This window comes from Bradyrhizobium sp. AZCC 2262, from assembly GCF_036924535.1.
In the GTDB taxonomy this organism is placed as follows: domain Bacteria; phylum Pseudomonadota; class Alphaproteobacteria; order Rhizobiales; family Xanthobacteraceae; genus Bradyrhizobium.
In genome coordinates this window covers 7,127,303-7,145,820 of sequence record NZ_JAZHRT010000001.1, presented here as the reverse complement: position 1 = coordinate 7,145,820, position 18,518 = coordinate 7,127,303, and the positions used below count along the sequence as shown (strand labels likewise).

The following is an 18,518-nucleotide window of genomic DNA, read 5'->3' as shown; positions in this document are numbered from 1 at the left end:
TTGGCGCCCTCGCGACCGGAGGTCGCCAATGCTGAAGGTCGACAATATCAGCCTTTATTACGGCGCGGCGCAGGCGCTGCGCGGCGTCTCGCTGTCCGCCGAGCCGGGCAAGGTCACTTGCGTGCTCGGCCGCAACGGCGTCGGCAAGACCTCGCTGCTGCGCGCGATGGTCGGGCAATACCCGATATCAGGCGGCTCGATCGCGCTGGAAGGCAATGACATCACCGGCCTCAAACCTTACGAGCGCGCACGGGCCGGCATCGGCTTCGTGCCGCAGGGCCGCGAGATCTTTCCGCTGCTGACGGTGGAGGAAAATCTCAAGACCGGTTTCGGGCCGCTCAAGCGCGACGACCGCTACGTCCCCGACGACGTGTTCTCGCTGTTTCCGGTGCTGAATACGATGCTGGGCCGGCGCGGCGGCGACCTCTCCGGCGGACAACAACAGCAATTGGCGATCGGTCGGGCGCTGGTGATGCGGCCAAAACTGTTGCTGCTCGACGAGCCGACCGAAGGCATCCAGCCCTCGATCATCAAGGACATCGGCCGCGCCATCACCTATCTGCGCAGCCTCGGCAACATGGCGATCGTGCTGGTCGAACAATATCTCGACTTTGCCTGTGAGCTCGGCGACAATTTCGCGGTCATGGACCGGGGCGCGGTGAAATATGCCTGCGATCGCGCCAGCCTCGATCCCGCCGAGATCAGCCGCCAGATGGCGCTGTAAGGCCGTATCGGGCGTTGCGTTTGGGGGGACGGATGCGGACCGACAGCACGCGCGCGAGTTCAGCGACGTTCGAGGCCAACCGCGCCCAGGGCGCGGTCAGGTTCGGCGTGCACCTTCAGGACGGCGTCACCCGCCGCGGGATCTTGCATGAATCCGGTTCGCTACGCGTGCGCTTTCCTTCGCCTGAAGCGGAAGGGCTGTCCGGCGTGTTCGTCAACACGGCCGGCGGCATCGCCGGCGGCGACCGCTTCGATATCGACATCACGGCTGGCGAGGGCGCACGGCTGACCTTGACGACGGCGGCGGCGGAAAAGGTCTACCGTGCGCCCGGACCTGCCGCGCAGCTCAATATCGCGCTGAGGGCAGCGGCCGGCGCGCATCTCGCGTGGCTGCCGCAGGAGACCATCCTGTTCGACCGCGCGCGAATAGTCAGGTGTATCGACATCGACCTGGCCGAGGACGCCTCGCTTCTGCTCTGCGAAATCGTGGTGTTCGGCCGCTCGGCGATGGGCGAAAAGATGCTGCATGGCGAGTTCGTCGACCGCTGGCGCCTGCGCCGTGGCGGAAAGCTCGTGTTTGCGGAAACCGTCCGGCTCGACGGCGACATCGGCGAAAAACTGGCGCGGCCGGCCATTGCGAACGGCGGCGTCGCCATCGGCACGGCGCTGATTGTGCCTGGCGATGAGGCAGTCGTAGAGCGGATTCGCGAGGCATCCGAAACGTTCGGCGGCGAGGTCGGCATCTCCTGCTGGAATGGATTTGCAATGGCGCGCTTCTGTGCCCAAGATGCAGCCCGGCTCCGCGCCGACATGATGGCTGTGCTCGGCCGCGCCAGCGGCGTGCCGCTCCCAAGGCTTTGGCTAAATTAGGGGCTTTGGCTCAACTAGGTCTTCAATCACCAGAGTGCTCGCATGAATCTCTCCCCCCGCGAAAAGGACAAGCTCTTGATCTCGATGGCGGCCATGGTGGCGCGCCGCAGGCTGGAGCGCGGCGTCAAGCTCAACCACCCCGAGGCGATCGCCATCATCTCCGACTTCATCGTCGAGGGCGCGCGCGACGGCCGCACCGTCGCCGAATTGATGCAATCCGGCGCGCAGGTCATCACCCGCGCGCAGTGCATGGACGGCATCCCTGAGATGATCCACGACATTCAGGTCGAGGCGACGTTTCCCGACGGCACCAAGCTTGTCACCGTGCATGAGCCGATACGCTAGTCATCGTCATTCCGGGGCGGCCGCAAAGCGGCCGAACTATGATGTGCAATTGCACATCTGAGAATCCAGAAGTTACTTATCTCGAACTTCCGGGTTCGATGCTGCGCATCGCCCCGGAATGACGGAGGAGAAAAGATGATCCCCGGCGAACTCTTCATCAAGGACGGCGAGATCGAACTCAATGCCGGCCGCAAGACGATGACACTCTCGGTCGCCAACAGCGGCGACCGCCCGATCCAGGTCGGCTCGCACTACCATTTCTTCGAAACCAACCCGGCGCTGAAGTTCGATCGCAAAAAAGCCCGCGGCATGCGCCTCGATATCGCCGCCGGCACCGCCGTCCGCTTCGAGCCCGGCCAGACCCGCGACGTGCAACTCGTGGCGTTGGCGGGCAAGCGCGTCGTCTACGGCTTTCGCGGCGACGTGCAGGGCAAGCTGTGATCTCTGGTGAGGTGAGCACACTGGTCGTACTCCCTTCCCCCTTGCGGGGAAGGGACGGAGGAGGCTGCCAGCCGCGATGGCTGCGATTGGCGCGAAAGTCGACGCACGGCGTTTTGATTGGGCTCATTCTTGGGGCACAGGGTGTATGCGCGCAGGAAGGCGAGGTTCGCTGGCGCGTGTCCGATCAAGACGATACGGCGCTCTTGGTGACCGCCGACAGCGATGCAACCGACAATTTTGGGTCGCCACTGTTTCACTGCAAGAAGGGCTCGGGGATTGTGGTCGCGGAAGGGGACACAAGTGATGATCTGCGAACTACCATCGCGGCGATGATCCTTCACGACAAGGATCCCGCAATTGTTATGGTACCGGACGACTCCAGCGCGATGGGGGTCGAGGCCTTCACCGGCATGACCGGATGGCGCTATCGCTTCCAACTATCAGCGACAGGTCCGGCCTTCGAGCAGCTCGAGCGCACCGGCATCTTCCAATTCAAATTGGACGACAGCTCGGTACGCAGTGAATTCAAGGTGGGCTTGGAAAACGTTCGCAAGTTCCAGGAGCTCTGTAGGCGTCCCGGCACATGAACGATTCCAGTCAAATTCAATCCCGGAGCGAGAGCACCAAATGTCCGTGAAAATCAAGCGTTCCGTCTATGCCGATATGTTCGGGCCCACCACCGGCGACAAGGTGCGGCTGGCCGACACCGATCTCATCATCGAGGTGGAGAAGGATTTCACCACCTACGGCGAGGAGGTGAAGTTCGGCGGCGGCAAGGTGATCCGTGATGGCATGGGGCAGTCCCAAGTCACCAACAAGCAGGGCGCGGCCGATACCGTCATCACCAACGCGCTGATCGTCGATCACTGGGGCATCGTGAAGGCCGACGTCGCGATCAAGGAGGGCATGATTGCGGCCATCGGCAAGGCCGGCAATCCCGATATCCAGCCGGGCGTCACCATCGTGATCGGCCCCGGCACCGACATCATTGCGGGCGAAGGCAAGATCCTCACCGCCGGCGGCTTCGACAGCCACATCCATTTCATCTGCCCGCAGCAGATCGAGCACGCGCTGATGAGTGGCGTCACCTCGATGCTGGGCGGCGGCACCGGGCCGTCGCACGGCACGTTTGCGACGACCTGCACGCCCGGGCCCTGGCACATGGGCCGGATGATCCAGTCGTTCGACGCGTTCCCGGTCAATCTGGGCATTTCCGGCAAGGGCAACGCCGCGCGCCCCGCTGCGCTGGTCGAGATGATCAAGGGTGGCGCCTGCGCGCTGAAACTGCACGAGGACTGGGGCACCACGCCGGCCGCGATCGACAATTGCCTCAGCGTCGCCGACGACTATGACGTCCAGGTGATGCTGCATTCGGATACACTGAACGAGTCAGGTTTTGTCGAGGACACGGTGAAGGCGTTCAAGGGTCGCACCATCCACGCCTTCCACACCGAGGGTGCCGGTGGCGGCCATGCGCCTGACATCATCAAGATTGCCGGGCTAAAGAACGTGCTGCCGTCCTCGACCAATCCGACGCGACCGTTCACCCGCAACACCATCGACGAACATCTGGACATGCTGATGGTGTGTCACCATCTCGATCCTTCGATCGCCGAAGATCTGGCGTTCGCCGAAAGCCGCATCCGCAAGGAGACGATAGCGGCGGAAGACATTTTGCACGATCTCGGCGCGCTCTCGATGATGTCGTCGGACTCGCAGGCGATGGGCCGGCTCGGTGAAGTCATCATCCGCACCTGGCAGACCGCCGACAAGATGAAAAAACAAAGAGGCTCGCTGCCCGAAGACAAGGGCAAAGACAACGACAATTTCCGGGTCAAGCGCTACATTTCGAAATACACCATCAACCCCTCGATTGCGCACGGCGTCTCAAAACTGATCGGATCGGTGGAGAAGGGCAAGCTGGCGGATTTGGTGCTGTGGTCGCCGGCCTTCTTCGGCGTGAAACCCGATTGTATCATCAAGGGCGGCTCGATCGTGGCGGCTCCGATGGGCGATCCCAACGCCTCCATTCCCACGCCGCAGCCCGTGCATTACCAGCCGATGTTCGCCGCCTACGGCAAATCCCTGACGGCGTCTTCGGTGGTGTTCACCTCGAAGGCTGCCATTACAGGCGGGCTGGCGCGCAAGCTCGGCATCGAAAAGAAACTCTATCCCGTGAAAAACACCCGCAGCGGCATCTCCAAGAAGAGCATGATCCATAACGGCGCTACCCCAAAGATCGAGGTCGATGCCGAGACCTATGAGGTGCGCGCAGACGGCGAACTTTTGACATGCGCGCCGGCCGAGGTTCTGCCCATGGCGCAGCGCTATTTCATGTACTAGGGTTTCTCCCGGGCGATCAAAGCCAGAACAAAAGTCCGGGAGGATTGAAGTGATTTACGTCGTTGCCACACTGATGATCAAGCCTGAAACGCACGCCGAGTTCATTGCGGCCGCCACCGCCTGCATCAAGGAAACCCGCAAAGAGCCGGGCAACATCGCCTATGATTTGCATGAAAGCGTCACCGATCACTCCAAGATGGTGTTCGTCGAGCAGTGGGAAAATGCCGAGGCGCTGGTGCCACACCGCACCGCCGAGCACATGAAGGCCTTCGGTCGCGTCGCCGTGAAGTGTCTCGCGTCGCCGCCGAAGATCGAAGTCATTACCCCTGAAAAGGTCGACGTCCGTTAATCAAGAAAAGACAAGGGAGAAACCATGATCTACGTTATCGCGACCACGCCGATGAAGCCGGAAAACAAGGACGACTTCATCAAGGGGCACAAGGCCTGTACCGCCGAGACGCTCAAAGAGAAGGGCTGCATCGCCTATGACGGGCATGTCAGCGTGAACAATCCCAATCTGTATGTGGTGGTGGAGCGCTGGGAGACCCGCGAGGACCTCAATGCGCATGGCCGCGCGCCGCACATGAAGGTGTGGCGCGAATATTCTTCGCAGATGAAGACGGCGCCGACGGTGATCGAGATCATCAGCGACGGCAAGGTGGAGAAGTTGTGACGTGACGTTGAGCAGACTGCCATGATCCGCGCGACACAGGTCCTGGGACAGCATCGCTGGACGCAATCGGCGGCCGATACCGTCGTGCTCGATTTCGACGATCGGCACCGGCGGCGGATGGCGATGACGGGGACGCGCGGACTCGAATTCCTGCTCGATCTCGAAAACGCGGTCGCGCTGCGCGGCGGCGATGCGCTGGTGCTGGAGGACGGGCGGCTGATCGAGGTGGTAGCGGCCGCCGAGCCCCTGGTCGAAATCCGCGGCGCCGATCCTCTCCATCTGGTTCGCGTCGCCTGGCATCTCGGCAACCGCCATCTGCCGACCCAGATCATGCCAAAAGGCCTGCGCATCCGCAGGGATCACGTCATCGAGGCGATGGTGAAGGGATTGGGTGCGCGCATCATCGAGATCGAGGCGCCGTTCGATCCCGAGGGCGGGGCGTATGCGCAGGCGGCTCACGATCATGCCGCGCATGATCACGGCGACCACGCCCATCATCACCATGATGATCATGCCGACCATCATCACGGCGATCACGATCACCACAGTGATCACGACCACCATCACCACGACGAGCATTGCGACCACGATCATCACCACCACGATCACTCCCATGCTCATGACCACAAGTGAGCCCGCGCCGGCCGACGCGGGCAGCGGGATGAATGCGGATGAGGCGGCGGCGCTGTACCGGCTGATGACCTGGCTGTCGCCGTCCTTTCCGGTCGGCGCGTTCTCCTATTCCAGCGGGATCGAATGGGCGGTGGAGGCGGGCGATATCGCTGATGCTGCCTCGTTGCGCGGCTGGCTGGCTGCGATGCTCGGCGACGGCCCGGGCTTCTGCGACGCGGTGTTTCTGGCGCAAGCGCATCGCGCGGCCTCGGCGCGGGACGAGCCTTCACTGCGCGAGATTGCCGAACTCGCGGCCGCATTCGTGCCCTCGCGCGAACGCCAGCTCGAGACCTCGACGCAGGGCCGCGCCTTCCTCGAGATCGCTCGCTCAGCCTGGGCCTGCGACGGGCTCGACAGCATGGTCGCCGCTTGCGGCGGTCCGATCGTTTATCCCGTAGCCGTCGGCCTCGTCAGCGCGGCGCACGCCGTACCGCTGGCGCCGGCGATGCACGCCTTCCTGCATGCCGTAGTGTCGAACTGGATTTCCGCCGGCGCGCGGCTGGTCCCGCTCGGACAAACCGACAGCCAGCGCATTCTGGCCAGCCTCGAAGCCGATGTCGCCGCCACCGCCGGCCGCGCGCTCACAGCCTCCCTCGACGATCTCGGCAGCGCCACCTTCCGCGCCGATCTCGCCAGCCTGCGCCACGAGACGCAATATACTCGGCTGTTCCGGTCATGAACTTGTCTATCAACACGTCGTCCCCGCGAACGCGGGGACCCATAGCCACCGGCCCCGGTTATTACAAACGGTGTCGGCTATTCTGCCTTATTGATAGATCACGCGGTATGGGTCCCTGCTTTCGCAGGGACGACGACAATAGAAAGAGCATCAGACATGTCTAAATCTCACGGTCCCCTCCGCATCGGCGTCGGCGGTCCCGTCGGCTCCGGCAAGACCGCGCTGATGGACCTGCTCTGCAAGTCGATGCGCGAGCGTTACGACATCGCCGCGATCACCAACGACATTTACACCAAATGGGATGCGGAGTTTCTGGTGCGCTCGGGCTCGCTGACGCCGGATCGCATCGCCGGTGTCGAGACCGGCGGCTGCCCGCATACCGCGATCCGCGAGGACGCCTCGATGAATCTAGCGGCGGTCGCCGACATGCGCGCGAAATTTCCCGATCTCGATCTGGTGCTGATCGAATCCGGCGGCGACAATCTCGCCGCGACGTTTTCGCCCGAACTCGCCGATCTCACGATCTATGTGATCGACGTCGCCGCCGGCGACAAGATCCCCTCCAAGGGCGGGCCTGGCATCACGCGCTCGGATCTCTTGGTGATCAACAAGATCGACCTCGCGCCGCATGTCGGTGCGTCCCTGGAGAAGATGGAGCTTGATGCGAAACGGATGCGGGGCGAGCGGCCGTTCGTGATGACCAACCTGAAGAAGAGCGAGGGGCTCGATCGCATCATCGGCTTCATCGAGACCAAGGGCGGCCTGCGCCCGGCCGCAAAGGCCAAGGCCGGGTAGGCCGCGCCAGGCGGCGGGCAAGCGGTCGGACACGCGATCAGGCCAGCGGCCGGGTCGACCGCGCGTTAACATTAATATCCGGTCCGCCGCCACGCCCTGCGGATTTGTCCGTCCGCGCCGGAACCAAATCAGCACTGTCAGATTATCAATCTCTGGCCCCGCCAATTCAGCGTCAACGGCGGCCGTGTTGTTTACCTCGCTGCCACCTGTCAGTTGCGTGCTGATGAACGCTCCGTCATATTCGCCGCGGTTGGCCTTCGCGCTATTGCCATGTGCCTCTGCCCCGGCAGACCCCGAGATGCTTCCGATACGTCTTTGCCAACACGTCATTCCCGAGTAAGCGAGTGGTTCGGCTGGGCTTCATTATCGGCTTTATCGCGCTGATCGGAGTGCTGCTCTCCGGTCTCGCGGCCTATCGCGTTCACGAACAGGAACTGGCGATCGACGGCATCGCGCTGTCCCGCGCCATCGACGTTCATGCCAGCCTGGTGCAGGACCGGCTGACCGAGCGTGAATTGCTCGCACGCGTTGCATCCGGATTGTTTCGCACACCTTCGGTGGTGAAAGCCAACATGCTGCAGCCGCTGCGCTCGGCGATCTATGCCTTCAAGACCGATTTTGTGATCGCGAACTGGATCGCGCGCCTCAAGCCGGCCGAGCTGCCGGCAGCGCAGGCCGAGCTGAAAAGCGCCGGCTTCACCAACCCGACGATCCGCGATTTCGACGATCGGCCGCTCGACATCAAGACGATCGACAAGCCGCTCGACGTCCTGATGGACCTCGAACCGCGCAGTGCGGATACGCTGGGCTTTCCGGGCCGCGCCTACGGCCGCCACTCGGTGATCGGGCCGATGCTGGCGAAGGCGGCGGAAACCGGCAAGCCAGTGGCGTCGGACCCGATCCCGCTGCTGAAGCAGAATGGGCCGATCGGCCTCGTGCTCGCGTCCGCCATTCTGAAGGAAGGCACCACGGAGCCCGCAGGCTTCGTGACATTTTCCTACGAGCTGGCGCCGTTGATGCTGACCAATGACGACCGCTCGCTTTTTTCGGTGGTGCTGAAGGACCCCGATGACGCCAGCGACGAATATGTCGCCAACGACCAGGGCATGATCTCGTTGCGGGCGGTCAAGCAGGGCGATCCGTTGCCGTCGGTGGTGCGGACGGTGACGTTCGGCGGCCGCGACTGGTCGCTCGGCTATTATGCCAAGAACAATGCCGCGCAGCGCGCGCAGCAGACGGCGATCATCGTGGCGGCCATCGGCTTCGCGCTCACCGGCATCGTCTGCGGCCTGTTCGGCTATGTCGCCTACAACAATCTGCGGCTCAGCCGCGAGATCCAGGTCCGCATCGGCTTCGAGCGGCGGCTGACCGCCGTCATCGATGAGCTCAACCACCGGGTCAAGAACATCCTCGCCGTGATCCAGTCGATCGTGACGCGCACGCTGCGCCACGGCTCCGACATGGACGTGTCGCGCGAGCTTCTGATCGGCCGCATCCATGCGATGTCGAACGTGGTGACGTTGCTCTCGGAAAGCCAGTGGCAGGGCGTCAAGCTCAGGGGCCTGTTCGAGTCGCGCGCGATCCCGCATGCCGATCGCATCGTGGTCAACGGCCCGGATATCGCCGTCAGCGCGCGCGCTGCGCAGTCGCTGTCGCTGCTGCTCTTCGAACTGGCCTCGCATTCCGACGAGGGCCTGTCGCTGGTCGGCAAGCACCCGCACATCGTTGCCAACTGGGAAGTCACCGGCGAGGAGCCGGACGAGATTTTTCATTTCCGCTGGGAAGAATTCAACACCAGTGCGGCGACACGGCGGGAAGACTCGGATTTCGGCCTTATCCTGCTCGACCGTGTCGCGCCGGAGGCGATGGGCGGCACCGCCAAGCGCTACTTCACCGACGTCAGCTACGTCTACGAACTCACCGCGCCGATGGTAACGGTGGTCGACATGACCGAGCGCGATCGCACGGAGCAGATTACCGCACCGGTGCGGCCGGTGCGGTAGGGCAGCGTCTGCTCCTCCACTGTCATCCCTGCGACGCAGAATCGTAGAGTGGGCAAAGCGAAGCGCGCCCACCACTTCACCCACCGCTCGTCGATACTGCGACATCAAAGATGTAATGCAGGAATCGCGCATGCGGCTTACCGGCGATTATCGAAGTCGTCGTCTTGAAGGTGGGCACGCTTCGCTTTGCCCACCCTACGGATTCGGAACAAGTCCATCCGCCGCGAATTGATTCGGCAAAACGATGGAGGAGTTCACATGGGACGTTATCTTTTGTTGTGGTTGCTCGGCGTGCCTATACCGATTCTGGTCTTGATCTACGCCTTCGGTGGCCTGCACTGATGTCGTAGCCCTGATGGGGCCAACGGGTCGCGCGAATGCGCGCCCGATGACAGGCTCCGCGAAATCCGGGGATCGGTGCTGCCGTTGAATCCCGGGTTGCGCTGCGCTTCACCCGGGCTACGCAAAACAAAAAAGGCGGCCCGCTCGGAGCCGCCTTTTTCCGTGTCATTTCGATAGCGTCATCATCCGCCGTTGCCGCCGATCACCGCGCGTACGGTCTCGTCGGGTCCAAAATCCTCGGCGCCATCGACATAGAGCAGCGCCGAGAGTTTCGAGCGCGCGCGGTTGACGCGGCTCTTGATGGTGCCGACCGCGCAGCCGCAGATCGCCGCGGCGTCCTCATAGGAGAAGCCGGAGGCGCCGACCAGGATCAACGCTTCGCGCTGGTCCTGCGGCAGCTTGTCGAGCGCTTGGCGAAACTCTTCGAACTCCAGATGCGCATTTTGCGCCGGCTGGGTCTTCAGGGTTTTCGCGTAATTGCCCTCGGCGTCCTCCACCTCGCGCCGCCGCTTCCGGTAGTCCGAGCGGAACAGGTTGCGCAAAATGGTGAACAGCCAAGCGGGCAGGTTCGAGCCCGGCTGGAACGAGTCGATGTTGGCAATGGCGCGCAGCAGCGTTTCCTGAACCAGGTCGTCCGCACGATCACCATTGCCTGAGAGCGAGATCGCGAACGCGCGCAGGCTGGGTACCGACGCCAAAATGTCGTCGCGAAGAGAGTCTGTGAGAGGCATTAGTCCCTCCCGTCATTTTTTGCTGGATCTTCTATTTGGGCCGCCGCCGCCTCCGGCCCATCGAGCTTCCGGATCAGCTCTGCAAAGCGGTCCGGCACACCCTGTCGGACCACGTCATCGTACATGGCGCGGAGCTGGTGCCCGATCCTGGATTGAATCTCGGCGTTAAGCCCGCCCTGCTTTTTTACTTCCTTCATGGTCTGATCCACGCTTCCCCGAGAGTTAAGTCTCTGTGGTTTCAAGAGGTTACCTCGAAATTGGGCCTAGCCGCCGCGTTATAGGTCAAAGGCTAATGCGAATATGTGCGGAAGGTTCCGAAATCTGGGAACTTTTTCTGGAACTTTTTTGTCTTACGCGAGTAGTCGGGGTGACAGGGGAACCGGGGTCCCCCCGCCGAAACTAAAATTGACGCCCGACGCGGCGCTTTACGGTTACGTCCGCCCGGCTGAGACCCTAAGTAATACGGCCAAGGATACGGCCAAAGATAAGGATGGAATGGGGATGTCGCGATCACAGCTTGTTGCTGAACATCTGCCGCTGTTGCGGCGCTATGCCCGTGCGCTGACCGGAAACCAGGCCTCGGGCGATGCTTATGTGGCCGCCATGCTGGAGGCCCTGTTGCAGGACGGCGCGCTGCTGGACGAACGGCATGGCCCGCGCGCCGGGCTGTTCAAGCTTTTCACCCAGATCTGGAATTCGGTCTCGCTCAACGACAACCCCGACGTCGCGACGCTGGCGCTGCCGCCGGAGCGCAGGCTGTCGAACATCACGCCGCTGCCGCGGCAGGCGTTCCTGCTGCTGTCGCTCGAAGGCTTCTCCGAGGAGGAGGTGTCGTTCATTCTCAACACCGACATCGCCGAGACTCGCCAGCTCACGGACACGGCCGGCCGCGAGATGGCGGCTGAAATCGCCACCGACGTCCTGATCATCGAGGACGAGACCTTCATCGCGATGGACCTCGAAAGCCTGGTGAAGAACCTCGGTCACAACGTGATCGGCGTCGCCCGCACCCATGCCGATGCGGTGGCGCTTGCCAAGAACAAGAAGCCCGGCCTGATCCTCGCCGACATCCAGCTCGCCGACGGCTCGTCGGGCCTGGATGCGGTCAACGAATTGCTGCGCGTGTTCGAGGTGCCGGTGGTGTTCATCACCGCCTACCCGGAACGCTTCCTGACCGGCGAACGCCCCGAGCCCGCGTTCCTGATCTCAAAACCGTTCCAGCCCGCGATGGTCTCCGCGGTCGCGAGCCAGGCGCTGTTCTTCCAGCGCAACTCGCGCAACCGCGCGCCGCGGGCGGCCACGGGCTAGGGCCCATATTCGTAGAGCAGGAATGATCCGGCGCGCCCCACTGCGCGCCGGATTTTTTTTGAGCGCACGTCATGTGAACCAGTTCACCTTCGCCAAGCCCGGTTAGCGGTATCATCATCTCACCTGATTCACCGCCGCCCCCGGGGATTTGATATCTCCGGGCTGCGATGGCCGGTGTTACCCGAGTTCGCGGCCAGGCACTCCCCCTGGCTCGGGCCACCAGCCTCTGAAAGCTGGTTGGACTTATCCGGCGCGCCCACCTGCGCGCCGGATTTTTTGCGCGCAAGGCGCGGCGTGACACTGATACTGCAGAAGGTGTGAGGCAGGAATGCTTGTTGAACTGCGTTCCCGGCCCGCATAGGCTCGCTGCAAGCTGAACCACAAGAAAAAACAAACGGGAACGTCCCTTTACCGATGCAGTCCGCCGAGCGGCCTTTCCCCTACCGCCGGGGCCTCATCATCGTCGCGACAATGGCTACCGCCTATGTCGCCAGTCATTTTTTCCGCGCTTCCAACGTCACCATCGGTCTCGACCTGATGCGCGATCTGGCCATCGGGCCGGAGGCGCTGGGCGCGCTGACCGGCGCGTTCTTCTTCGGTTTCGCCGCGATGCAGATTCCCTGCGGCTTCTTCTTCGATCGTTTCGGGCCGCGCCATACCGTGGTCGGCATGCTCATTGTCGCCAGTCTCGGCGGCGCCCTGTTCACGCTGGCGCCGAGCTGGCCGGTGCTGTTGAGCGGCCGTGCGCTGATGGGCGCCGGCTGCGGCGTGATGCTGATCGGCAGCATGGTGGTGATCTCGCGCTGGTTTCCGGCGGACCGCTTCTCGACGCTGACAGCCATCGTGTTGTCGATCGGCCTGCTCGGCAACCTCGCCGCCACCACGCCGCTCGCCTGGGCCTCGGAGATGGTTGGCTGGCGCCCGGTGTTCGGCGCCGTCGTCATCTTCACGGCGCTCGCCACGATCGCGATCTGGCTGGTGGTGCGCGACGCCCCGCCCGGTCATCCCTTCCTGAGCCGCAAGGCGGAACCATCAGGCGAGATGCTCAACGGCCTGATCGAGGTGCTGCGCAACCCGCGCCTGAAGCCGATCCTGGCGCTGAATTTCTGCAACTATGCCTGCACCTTCACCGTGCAGGGCCTGTGGGGCGGCGCGTTCCTGCGCGAGGTGCACGGCTTAAGCCCGATCGCCGCCGGCAACGTCCTGCTCAGCGCCGTGATCGCCTATCAGGCCGGCATGCTCGCCTTCGGCCCGCTCGACCGCCGGCTCGACACCCGCAAGGGGATCGCGATCGGCGGCACGCTGGTGATCATTTGTCTCCTCGCGATGCTCGCGCTGTTGTCCCACCCGCCGGTCTGGCTGCCGGTCGGCGCCATCATCGTCATGGGCTTCTTCTCAGCCTCCAGCACCATGGTGATGACGCACGGCCGCGGCATCTTCCCCGACCGCCTGATCGGGCGCGGCATCTCGACCATGAACACTGCGGTTATGCTAGGCGTCGCCTGCATGCAGACGCTGTCAGGCATCATTATCGGCGCGTTCGAGCCGCTGGCGAGCGGCGCGCGGACGGAGGACGCCTATCGCGCGCTGTTCGGCACGCTGACGCTGGTGCTGATCGTTGCGGTCGCGATCTACAGCCAGTCGCAGGATGTGAAGCCGAGCGATGAGATGCGGGCGGCAAAGCAGTAGTCAATCATCGGTTACGTTGCCCGCCGCACGGCTCGGCCCGAGCGCCAAACCGCTTTAATTCCCGGTTGCAGTGCACGATTGCCATTCCGCTCCAGTGGGAGGATGCTTCGGCGTCGGCACAAGGGAGATCGGCATGAGCAAGGCAGGTCCTGACAACCGCAAGCAGGATGGTGAAATCGGCCACAAGCACGGCGCCACCCCGATCGGCACGTTGCGCAAGATTTACGGGCAGGGTTTTGCCGCCGGTTATCCCCCGACCGACAAGCTGAGCGAGGCTTTGCCTTATCTGAACGAGACGTCGCTGAACCAGCTTCGCCGCGACTACAAGACCGGTCATCTCGACCACAAGATCACGAACGCCTTGCACTGAGAGCAATCCGTTCGCCGGGCTGAATGAGGTGGCTGGCATACCCGCGCAAGGCTAGCTTGATTGATGTCAGCCTGCTTGGGGGAATCCTGGGATCATGCCCGTCACCATCGACTACTACATGTCGCTCACCTCGCCGTGGACGTATCTCGGCAGCGCGGCGTTCGCCGAGATCGCCGGGCGCAATGGCGCGATCGTCAACATCAAGCCCTGCAAGTTCGGTCCGATCTTCGAGCAGACCGGCGGGCTGCCGCTGCCGAAGCGTTCGCCCGCCGCAGCGACGGGCCTATCGGATGATGGAGTTGAAGCGCTGGCGCGAGGTGCTGGGCATTCCGATCAATCTTGAGCCGAAGCATTTTCCCTGCGACGACGCCGCGGCGAGCCGGCTGGTAATCGCGGCCAAGCTGCAAGGCAAGAATGCCCACAGGCTGTCGCTGGAGCTGGGGCGCGCGGTATGGGAACGCGAGGAAACGCTCGCCGATCCCACCACGATTTCATTGGCTGCCCAGCGCGCCGGCCTTGATGCCGCGGAGCTGCGCGCGGGCGCTCCTTCGGATGCCGAGCTGGATGGGCTGCATGAGAAGTTCACGCAGGAAGCGTTGTCAGCGGGCGTCTTTGGTGCGCCGAGCTACGTGCTGCCTTCGGGCGAGATCTTCTGGGGCCAGGACCGGCTGGACCTGCTGGAACGCGCTTTGAAAAAGCTGGTGTCTTGAGAAGCTGACTCGCCCCCAAAAAAGCAGGGTGCGACCGGCATCACCACGGTCGCACCCTACGTCGCCGGTCAATGGGGCAGGGGGAATAACCGGCTGCCGGGATGACTCCGAACCCCCCGGAGTCGTTCCCGCGGCCCGCAAATATTTTCAAATATTTTTCGAACACGGTTAAGTGATCGGGTAGCGCCGGACCCCCTTTGGCTCGGCTCGGGTTGTGTTTGTGATCGCCATGGGGCGAGGGACACACCGCCATGTCACAGATATTCAAAGCAGTTTTAGCCGCTCTCGCCGTCTCGGCGACGTTCGGCGCCGTCCAGCTCGCGTCAGGCCATGACCTCATTGGCCGCCGGCAACTCGCCGCGGTCGAGCCTGCGGCGGACATCAACCGCATCGCCAAGGCCGACCGCGCGACGCAGAAGGCCGCGACAGGCCAGACCGAGACGATCACGATCCGCAGCGTCGGCCTCGAGGACACGTCCGTTGTTGTGCGTGTTCCCGTCGCCCAGGAGGTGGTACGGAACCGCCCGGCACCGCCGGCCGCCAAGCCCGGTCCGGCGAAGAAGATGACCGTGGCCTGCGAACCGCCGGTCAGCGTGCTGACCGAGGTTGCGAAACTGCTTCAGCCCGGCCGCTGCGTGACCTGATCGCGAAGTCAGATCCGTGGATCCGTAGGGTGGGCAAAGCGCAGCGTGCCCACCATTCAAGGATGATCTCTCGGATAGATGGTGGGCACGCTTTCGCTTTGCCCACCCTACAGTTCTGCGAACTGATTTGCTTCCCGCACAAGCGCAATCTCGGTGCATTGCTGCGGCAAATCAACACGACGGGCAAATCACTTCTGATTTTCAGAAATCGTGTCAAGCCCAAGAATCAGAAATATTTCGCTTAACGCGAGGGCCAAATCAGCCGCATAACTCCGCCTGTCTCACGGCGGATGAGGGGCGTTGGCCATCGTCACGAACGCGCGGTGAGATGCGATGGACGCGAATGGCGCGATAGACGTACGCGCCGGAAGCGTACGGCGAAGTCGTGTGGTTCGGGCGCCGCGGTGCTGGCGTTAAGTTGGCGGGATCTGTCTCGCTGGCGACGGAGGCAAAAGAGCCGTTCTCCGGGAAGAGCACGAAGTAAGCCGTAAAGCCATTGCGCAGGGAAGGCCGGAATGCTCCCGCTGCCCTGTATGCTCGTGTGCACTTTTGTTTGCGCAAATCGCACGCGAGACCGCGGGTGCAGCAAGCACCCGGTCTTCCCTGCGCCCTCCGAACAAGAGGGCGGGAAGTTACCAAGCAAACCTCGGGCGAAATGCGCCGCGAGAATGCAAAACTGCATCCACCGTCATTGCGAGCGCAGCAGCGAAGCAATCCATCGTGGCGGCAGAAAGAATGGATTGCTTCGCTGCGCTCGCAACGACGTGGATGGGTCGCAGCGTGCGGGATATCCCGCAACTCCCAGGTGACGCCACCCTTGCTACTCCGCCGGCGCCTCGCTCTCGCCGCTGTTGGCGCGGCTTGCGAGGAATCCCAACGCCAGCCCGCCGACCGCGAGGATCGGGATCAGCCTCTTGACGCCGATGGCGCGGATCACCTGGATGCCGGCGGCGACCAGCATCGGATCGGACAGCACGGTCTGCGCGGTGGATTTTGCCATCTTCGCTGCCTGCTCGGCGCGTGCCTCGATTTGCCGCTTGCGCACCATGTAGCAGCCGGCCGCAATCAAGGTGACGACGAAGAAGATGGCAGCGCCAGTGAGGCAGGCCTGCACGGGGCCGTATTTCTCCAGCACGAACACAAAAGCCGCCGCGCACAGAAACGCCGTCGTGACCAGCAGCGCCATCGCCGCCGCCGCCGCCAGCGAGGTCAGCCGCAGCGCGGTGCCGGTCGAGTCCTTGAAATCATCGATCAGTCGCTGAAACATGGCGCGCCTCGATCTGGAAACAGTGTCAACGAAACAAACCACAAGGCGCCACGCCGCCGCGGCGTCTGGCCAGCCGGCGCGCACCATCGAAAACTATCGGCGCCGCAATCAGCCGCGCCAAAACTACCTGCGCCAGAACTACCTGCGCCACGTCAAGCCGATCAGGAAGCCGATGCCGAGCGCGACGCCGACGGTTGCCAGAGGCCGCTCCGTAATAGCGTCTTCCAGCGTCTCCCCGATCGAGGACGCGGCGTCCTGGGCCGCATCCATCATCGCGCCGCCGCGCTCCGACATATCGTCGACCGCCTGCTCCGCATTGGCGCGCGCCTGCTTATATCCGCGGCGGGCCTGCTTGCTGGCGGTGCCGGCAAAGCTGTTGAGGGCGTCGGTGATCTGGTCGGTGAGGGCTGCGATATCGTTTTTCACGGCGGTTACATCCTTTGCCAGGCGGTCATAGGTGGCTTTATCCGTCAGATTGCTCGTTGCGGCGTCAGACATCGAAAGCTCCCGGTACTGAATTCATTTGCTGAACAAACGCCCCGTCGAATGGGAAGTTCCTGTTGCGAAACCGCTTTAGTCTTCCGGCAGCTGCGGCTGATCGGATGGCATCAAATGCTCCTTCACGATCAGCCCCACGATCAGCAAGGGAGACGACAGGAACGCGCCCATCGGGCCCCACAGCCAGGTCCAGAACGCAAGCATCACGAACACGGCAAGCGCATTCAAGGCCAGCCTTCGGCCAACGATGGTCGGCGTCAGGAAATGGCCTTCCATGAAAGTCATCACCGCAAACAGGGCTGGCGCGAGCAACCCGGTGCTGAAGGTCGGGAGCGCAACGATACCGACCACGACCAGGACGGCGAACATCGCCACCGGTCCGATGATCGGAATGAAGTTCAGGATCGCCGCCAGCGCGCCGAGGCCGGCGGGGTTCGGCATGCCCGTCACCGCGCAGATCAGGCCGGTCACGATACCGATGCCGATATTGATCATCGTAACAACAAGCAAATAGCTGCCGAGGTGCTCCTCGATCTCGTTGATCATCCGCAGCGTTCGCAGCCGTGCCGTTCGGTCGCCGAAGTTCATGATCAGGGCCCGGCGCAACTCCCGCCAGCTTGCGATGAACAGGATCAGTGTTGCGATGAACAGCAGGAGTTCGGTGAAGGTCGGCGACAGGAATTCCAGCGTCGGCTGTACCCAGTCGACCTTCGGCAGATGGAACGCCGACAGCGTATCGGGACCGCCGATCATGCTCTGCAACTCCTGCCAGCGCGCGAGCGGCCGGTCGAAAACGTGCAGCTTCTCCTTCAGGAGCACCCCCAGCTCCGGCAGTTTATTGCTCCATTCCATGACGGGCGAGGCGAGCAGGCCGACCATGAAGGCGGCGCCTGCGGCGGCTGCGGTGACGATCAGGACGGCAGCGACCGCGCGCGGGACACGATAGCGCTCGAGGAAGCTGGCGGCCGGCGACAGCATGGTGCCGACGATGAATGCCATCGTGATCGGCAGGAAGAATGCCTTTGCGAGATAGAGCCCGGTGATGACGCAGATGATCAGGATGCTGATGAGCGCGAAGGCCACCAGTTCGGTGCGCCGGATGACCGGCGGCAATTCGGTCTTCGCGTCGGGGACGGGCGTGCCTTCGTGGCCGTTGGGAAGCGGGCGGTCGCCAGGCGAAGGCTTTGCGGGCGGAGATTTGGAAGCCAAGGGCTTGGCGGACGAAGGCTTACCGGACGAAGGCTTGGTGGGAGTGACGCTCACAATGGTTTTCCCTCGCCCGAAGCGGCGATCATAGGCAGACGCGACCTCGCGATCCGGACTGGCATCACAACGTGGCGCAAACACGCGGGTTCCAATCCCCGAGGTGTGACCCTCGTCGATGGACAAGGTTGCGCCGCGGCCGAACGGAACTG

The 18,518-nt window shown here is 63.1% G+C and carries 23 protein-coding genes; 18 read left to right on the top strand and 5 right to left on the bottom strand.

The window, feature by feature from the left end:
- The first annotated feature begins 28 nt into the window (after positions 1-28).
- The 12 genes from urtE to V1283_RS33525 all read left to right on the top strand — a co-directional run bounded on the left by urtE (position 29) and on the right by V1283_RS33525 (position 9,544).
- Positions 29-724: an urea ABC transporter ATP-binding subunit UrtE gene (gene urtE / locus V1283_RS33580; RefSeq protein WP_334390899.1), complete on the top strand. Its 696-nt coding sequence runs from the start codon at positions 29-31 to the stop codon at positions 722-724.
- A gap of 32 nt (positions 725-756) precedes the next feature.
- Positions 757-1,593 carry an urease accessory protein UreD gene (locus tag V1283_RS33575; protein WP_334390898.1) on the top strand — a complete coding sequence of 279 codons (837 nt, stop codon included), beginning with the start codon at positions 757-759 and terminating at the stop codon, positions 1,591-1,593.
- A 42-nt stretch (positions 1,594-1,635) separates the two neighbouring features.
- Complete coding sequence (locus V1283_RS33570; RefSeq protein ID WP_025588283.1) at positions 1,636-1,938, top strand: urease subunit gamma; 303 nt, start codon at positions 1,636-1,638, stop codon at positions 1,936-1,938.
- Positions 1,939-2,073: 135 nt separating this feature from the next.
- A complete protein-coding gene (locus V1283_RS33565; protein ID WP_334390897.1) occupies positions 2,074-2,379 on the top strand; it encodes an urease subunit beta in 306 nt (101 codons plus the stop codon).
- An 86-nt stretch (positions 2,380-2,465) separates the two neighbouring features.
- Entirely contained in the window at positions 2,466-2,966 is a 501-nt protein-coding gene (locus V1283_RS33560) for a hypothetical protein (protein ID WP_334390896.1), read from the top strand.
- Positions 2,967-3,006: 40 nt separating this feature from the next.
- Positions 3,007-4,722: an urease subunit alpha gene (gene ureC / locus V1283_RS33555; RefSeq protein WP_334390895.1), complete on the top strand. Its 1,716-nt coding sequence runs from the start codon at positions 3,007-3,009 to the stop codon at positions 4,720-4,722.
- A 49-nt stretch (positions 4,723-4,771) separates the two neighbouring features.
- The gene (locus tag V1283_RS33550) at positions 4,772-5,071 is read left to right on the top strand and encodes a putative quinol monooxygenase (protein ID WP_334390894.1); all 300 of its coding nucleotides are present in this window, start codon (positions 4,772-4,774) and stop codon (positions 5,069-5,071) included.
- A 24-nt stretch (positions 5,072-5,095) separates the two neighbouring features.
- Positions 5,096-5,395: a putative quinol monooxygenase gene (locus tag V1283_RS33545; RefSeq protein WP_334390893.1), complete on the top strand. Its 300-nt coding sequence runs from the start codon at positions 5,096-5,098 to the stop codon at positions 5,393-5,395.
- A 21-nt stretch (positions 5,396-5,416) separates the two neighbouring features.
- The gene (gene ureE, locus V1283_RS33540) at positions 5,417-6,028 is read left to right on the top strand and encodes an urease accessory protein UreE (protein ID WP_334390892.1); all 612 of its coding nucleotides are present in this window, start codon (positions 5,417-5,419) and stop codon (positions 6,026-6,028) included.
- Positions 6,009-6,746 (top strand): urease accessory protein UreF, encoded by a 738-nt coding sequence (locus V1283_RS33535; protein WP_334393270.1) that lies wholly within the window; start codon positions 6,009-6,011, stop codon positions 6,744-6,746. The genes ureE and V1283_RS33535 overlap by 20 nt, the downstream gene beginning before the upstream one ends.
- A 156-nt stretch (positions 6,747-6,902) precedes the next feature.
- The gene (gene ureG / locus V1283_RS33530) at positions 6,903-7,541 is read left to right on the top strand and encodes an urease accessory protein UreG (RefSeq protein WP_334390891.1); all 639 of its coding nucleotides are present in this window, start codon (positions 6,903-6,905) and stop codon (positions 7,539-7,541) included.
- 344 nt (positions 7,542-7,885) lie between these two features.
- Positions 7,886-9,544 (top strand): CHASE domain-containing protein, encoded by a 1,659-nt coding sequence (locus V1283_RS33525; RefSeq protein WP_334390890.1) that lies wholly within the window; start codon positions 7,886-7,888, stop codon positions 9,542-9,544.
- A 524-nt stretch (positions 9,545-10,068) separates the two neighbouring features.
- Here V1283_RS33525 and V1283_RS33520 read toward each other — a convergent pair.
- Positions 10,069-10,617 (bottom strand): sigma-70 family RNA polymerase sigma factor, encoded by a 549-nt coding sequence (locus tag V1283_RS33520; protein ID WP_025588266.1) that lies wholly within the window; start codon positions 10,615-10,617, stop codon positions 10,069-10,071.
- Positions 10,617-10,814, bottom strand: a complete 198-nt coding sequence (locus tag V1283_RS33515; RefSeq protein ID WP_334390889.1) for a NepR family anti-sigma factor — start codon at positions 10,812-10,814, stop codon at positions 10,617-10,619. The genes V1283_RS33520 and V1283_RS33515 overlap by 1 nt, the downstream gene beginning before the upstream one ends.
- 304 nt (positions 10,815-11,118) lie before the next feature.
- Here V1283_RS33515 and V1283_RS33510 point away from each other — a divergent pair, with 304 nt between their 5' ends.
- The 6 genes from V1283_RS33510 to V1283_RS33485 all read left to right on the top strand — a co-directional run bounded on the left by V1283_RS33510 (position 11,119) and on the right by V1283_RS33485 (position 15,338).
- Positions 11,119-11,925 (top strand): response regulator, encoded by an 807-nt coding sequence (locus V1283_RS33510; protein ID WP_334390888.1) that lies wholly within the window; start codon positions 11,119-11,121, stop codon positions 11,923-11,925.
- A 414-nt stretch (positions 11,926-12,339) separates the two neighbouring features.
- On the top strand, positions 12,340-13,614 hold the full coding sequence (locus V1283_RS33505) for an MFS transporter (protein ID WP_334390887.1): 1,275 nt from the start codon (positions 12,340-12,342) through the stop codon (positions 13,612-13,614).
- 133 nt (positions 13,615-13,747) lie between these two features.
- Entirely contained in the window at positions 13,748-13,984 is a 237-nt protein-coding gene (locus tag V1283_RS33500) for a hypothetical protein (RefSeq protein WP_334390886.1), read from the top strand.
- Positions 13,985-14,078: 94 nt separating this feature from the next.
- The gene (locus V1283_RS33495; protein ID WP_334390885.1) at positions 14,079-14,327 is read left to right on the top strand and encodes a hypothetical protein; all 249 of its coding nucleotides are present in this window, start codon (positions 14,079-14,081) and stop codon (positions 14,325-14,327) included.
- Entirely contained in the window at positions 14,284-14,694 is a 411-nt protein-coding gene (locus V1283_RS33490) for a 2-hydroxychromene-2-carboxylate isomerase (protein ID WP_334390884.1), read from the top strand. The genes V1283_RS33495 and V1283_RS33490 overlap by 44 nt, the downstream gene beginning before the upstream one ends.
- Positions 14,695-14,945: 251 nt before the next feature.
- Positions 14,946-15,338 carry a hypothetical protein gene (locus V1283_RS33485; protein ID WP_334390883.1) on the top strand — a complete coding sequence of 131 codons (393 nt, stop codon included), beginning with the start codon at positions 14,946-14,948 and terminating at the stop codon, positions 15,336-15,338.
- A gap of 820 nt (positions 15,339-16,158) precedes the next feature.
- Here V1283_RS33485 and V1283_RS33480 read toward each other — a convergent pair.
- The 3 genes from V1283_RS33480 to V1283_RS33470 all read right to left on the bottom strand — a co-directional run bounded on the left by V1283_RS33480 (position 16,159) and on the right by V1283_RS33470 (position 18,312).
- Complete coding sequence (locus V1283_RS33480; protein WP_334390882.1) at positions 16,159-16,605, bottom strand: hypothetical protein; 447 nt, start codon at positions 16,603-16,605, stop codon at positions 16,159-16,161.
- A gap of 138 nt (positions 16,606-16,743) precedes the next feature.
- Positions 16,744-17,103 (bottom strand): DUF883 family protein, encoded by a 360-nt coding sequence (locus V1283_RS33475; RefSeq protein WP_334390881.1) that lies wholly within the window; start codon positions 17,101-17,103, stop codon positions 16,744-16,746.
- 75 nt (positions 17,104-17,178) lie between these two features.
- Positions 17,179-18,312, bottom strand: coding sequence for an AI-2E family transporter (locus V1283_RS33470; protein ID WP_334393269.1), 1,134 nt, complete (start codon positions 18,310-18,312; stop codon positions 17,179-17,181).
- Between the last annotated feature and the right edge of the window lie 206 nt (positions 18,313-18,518).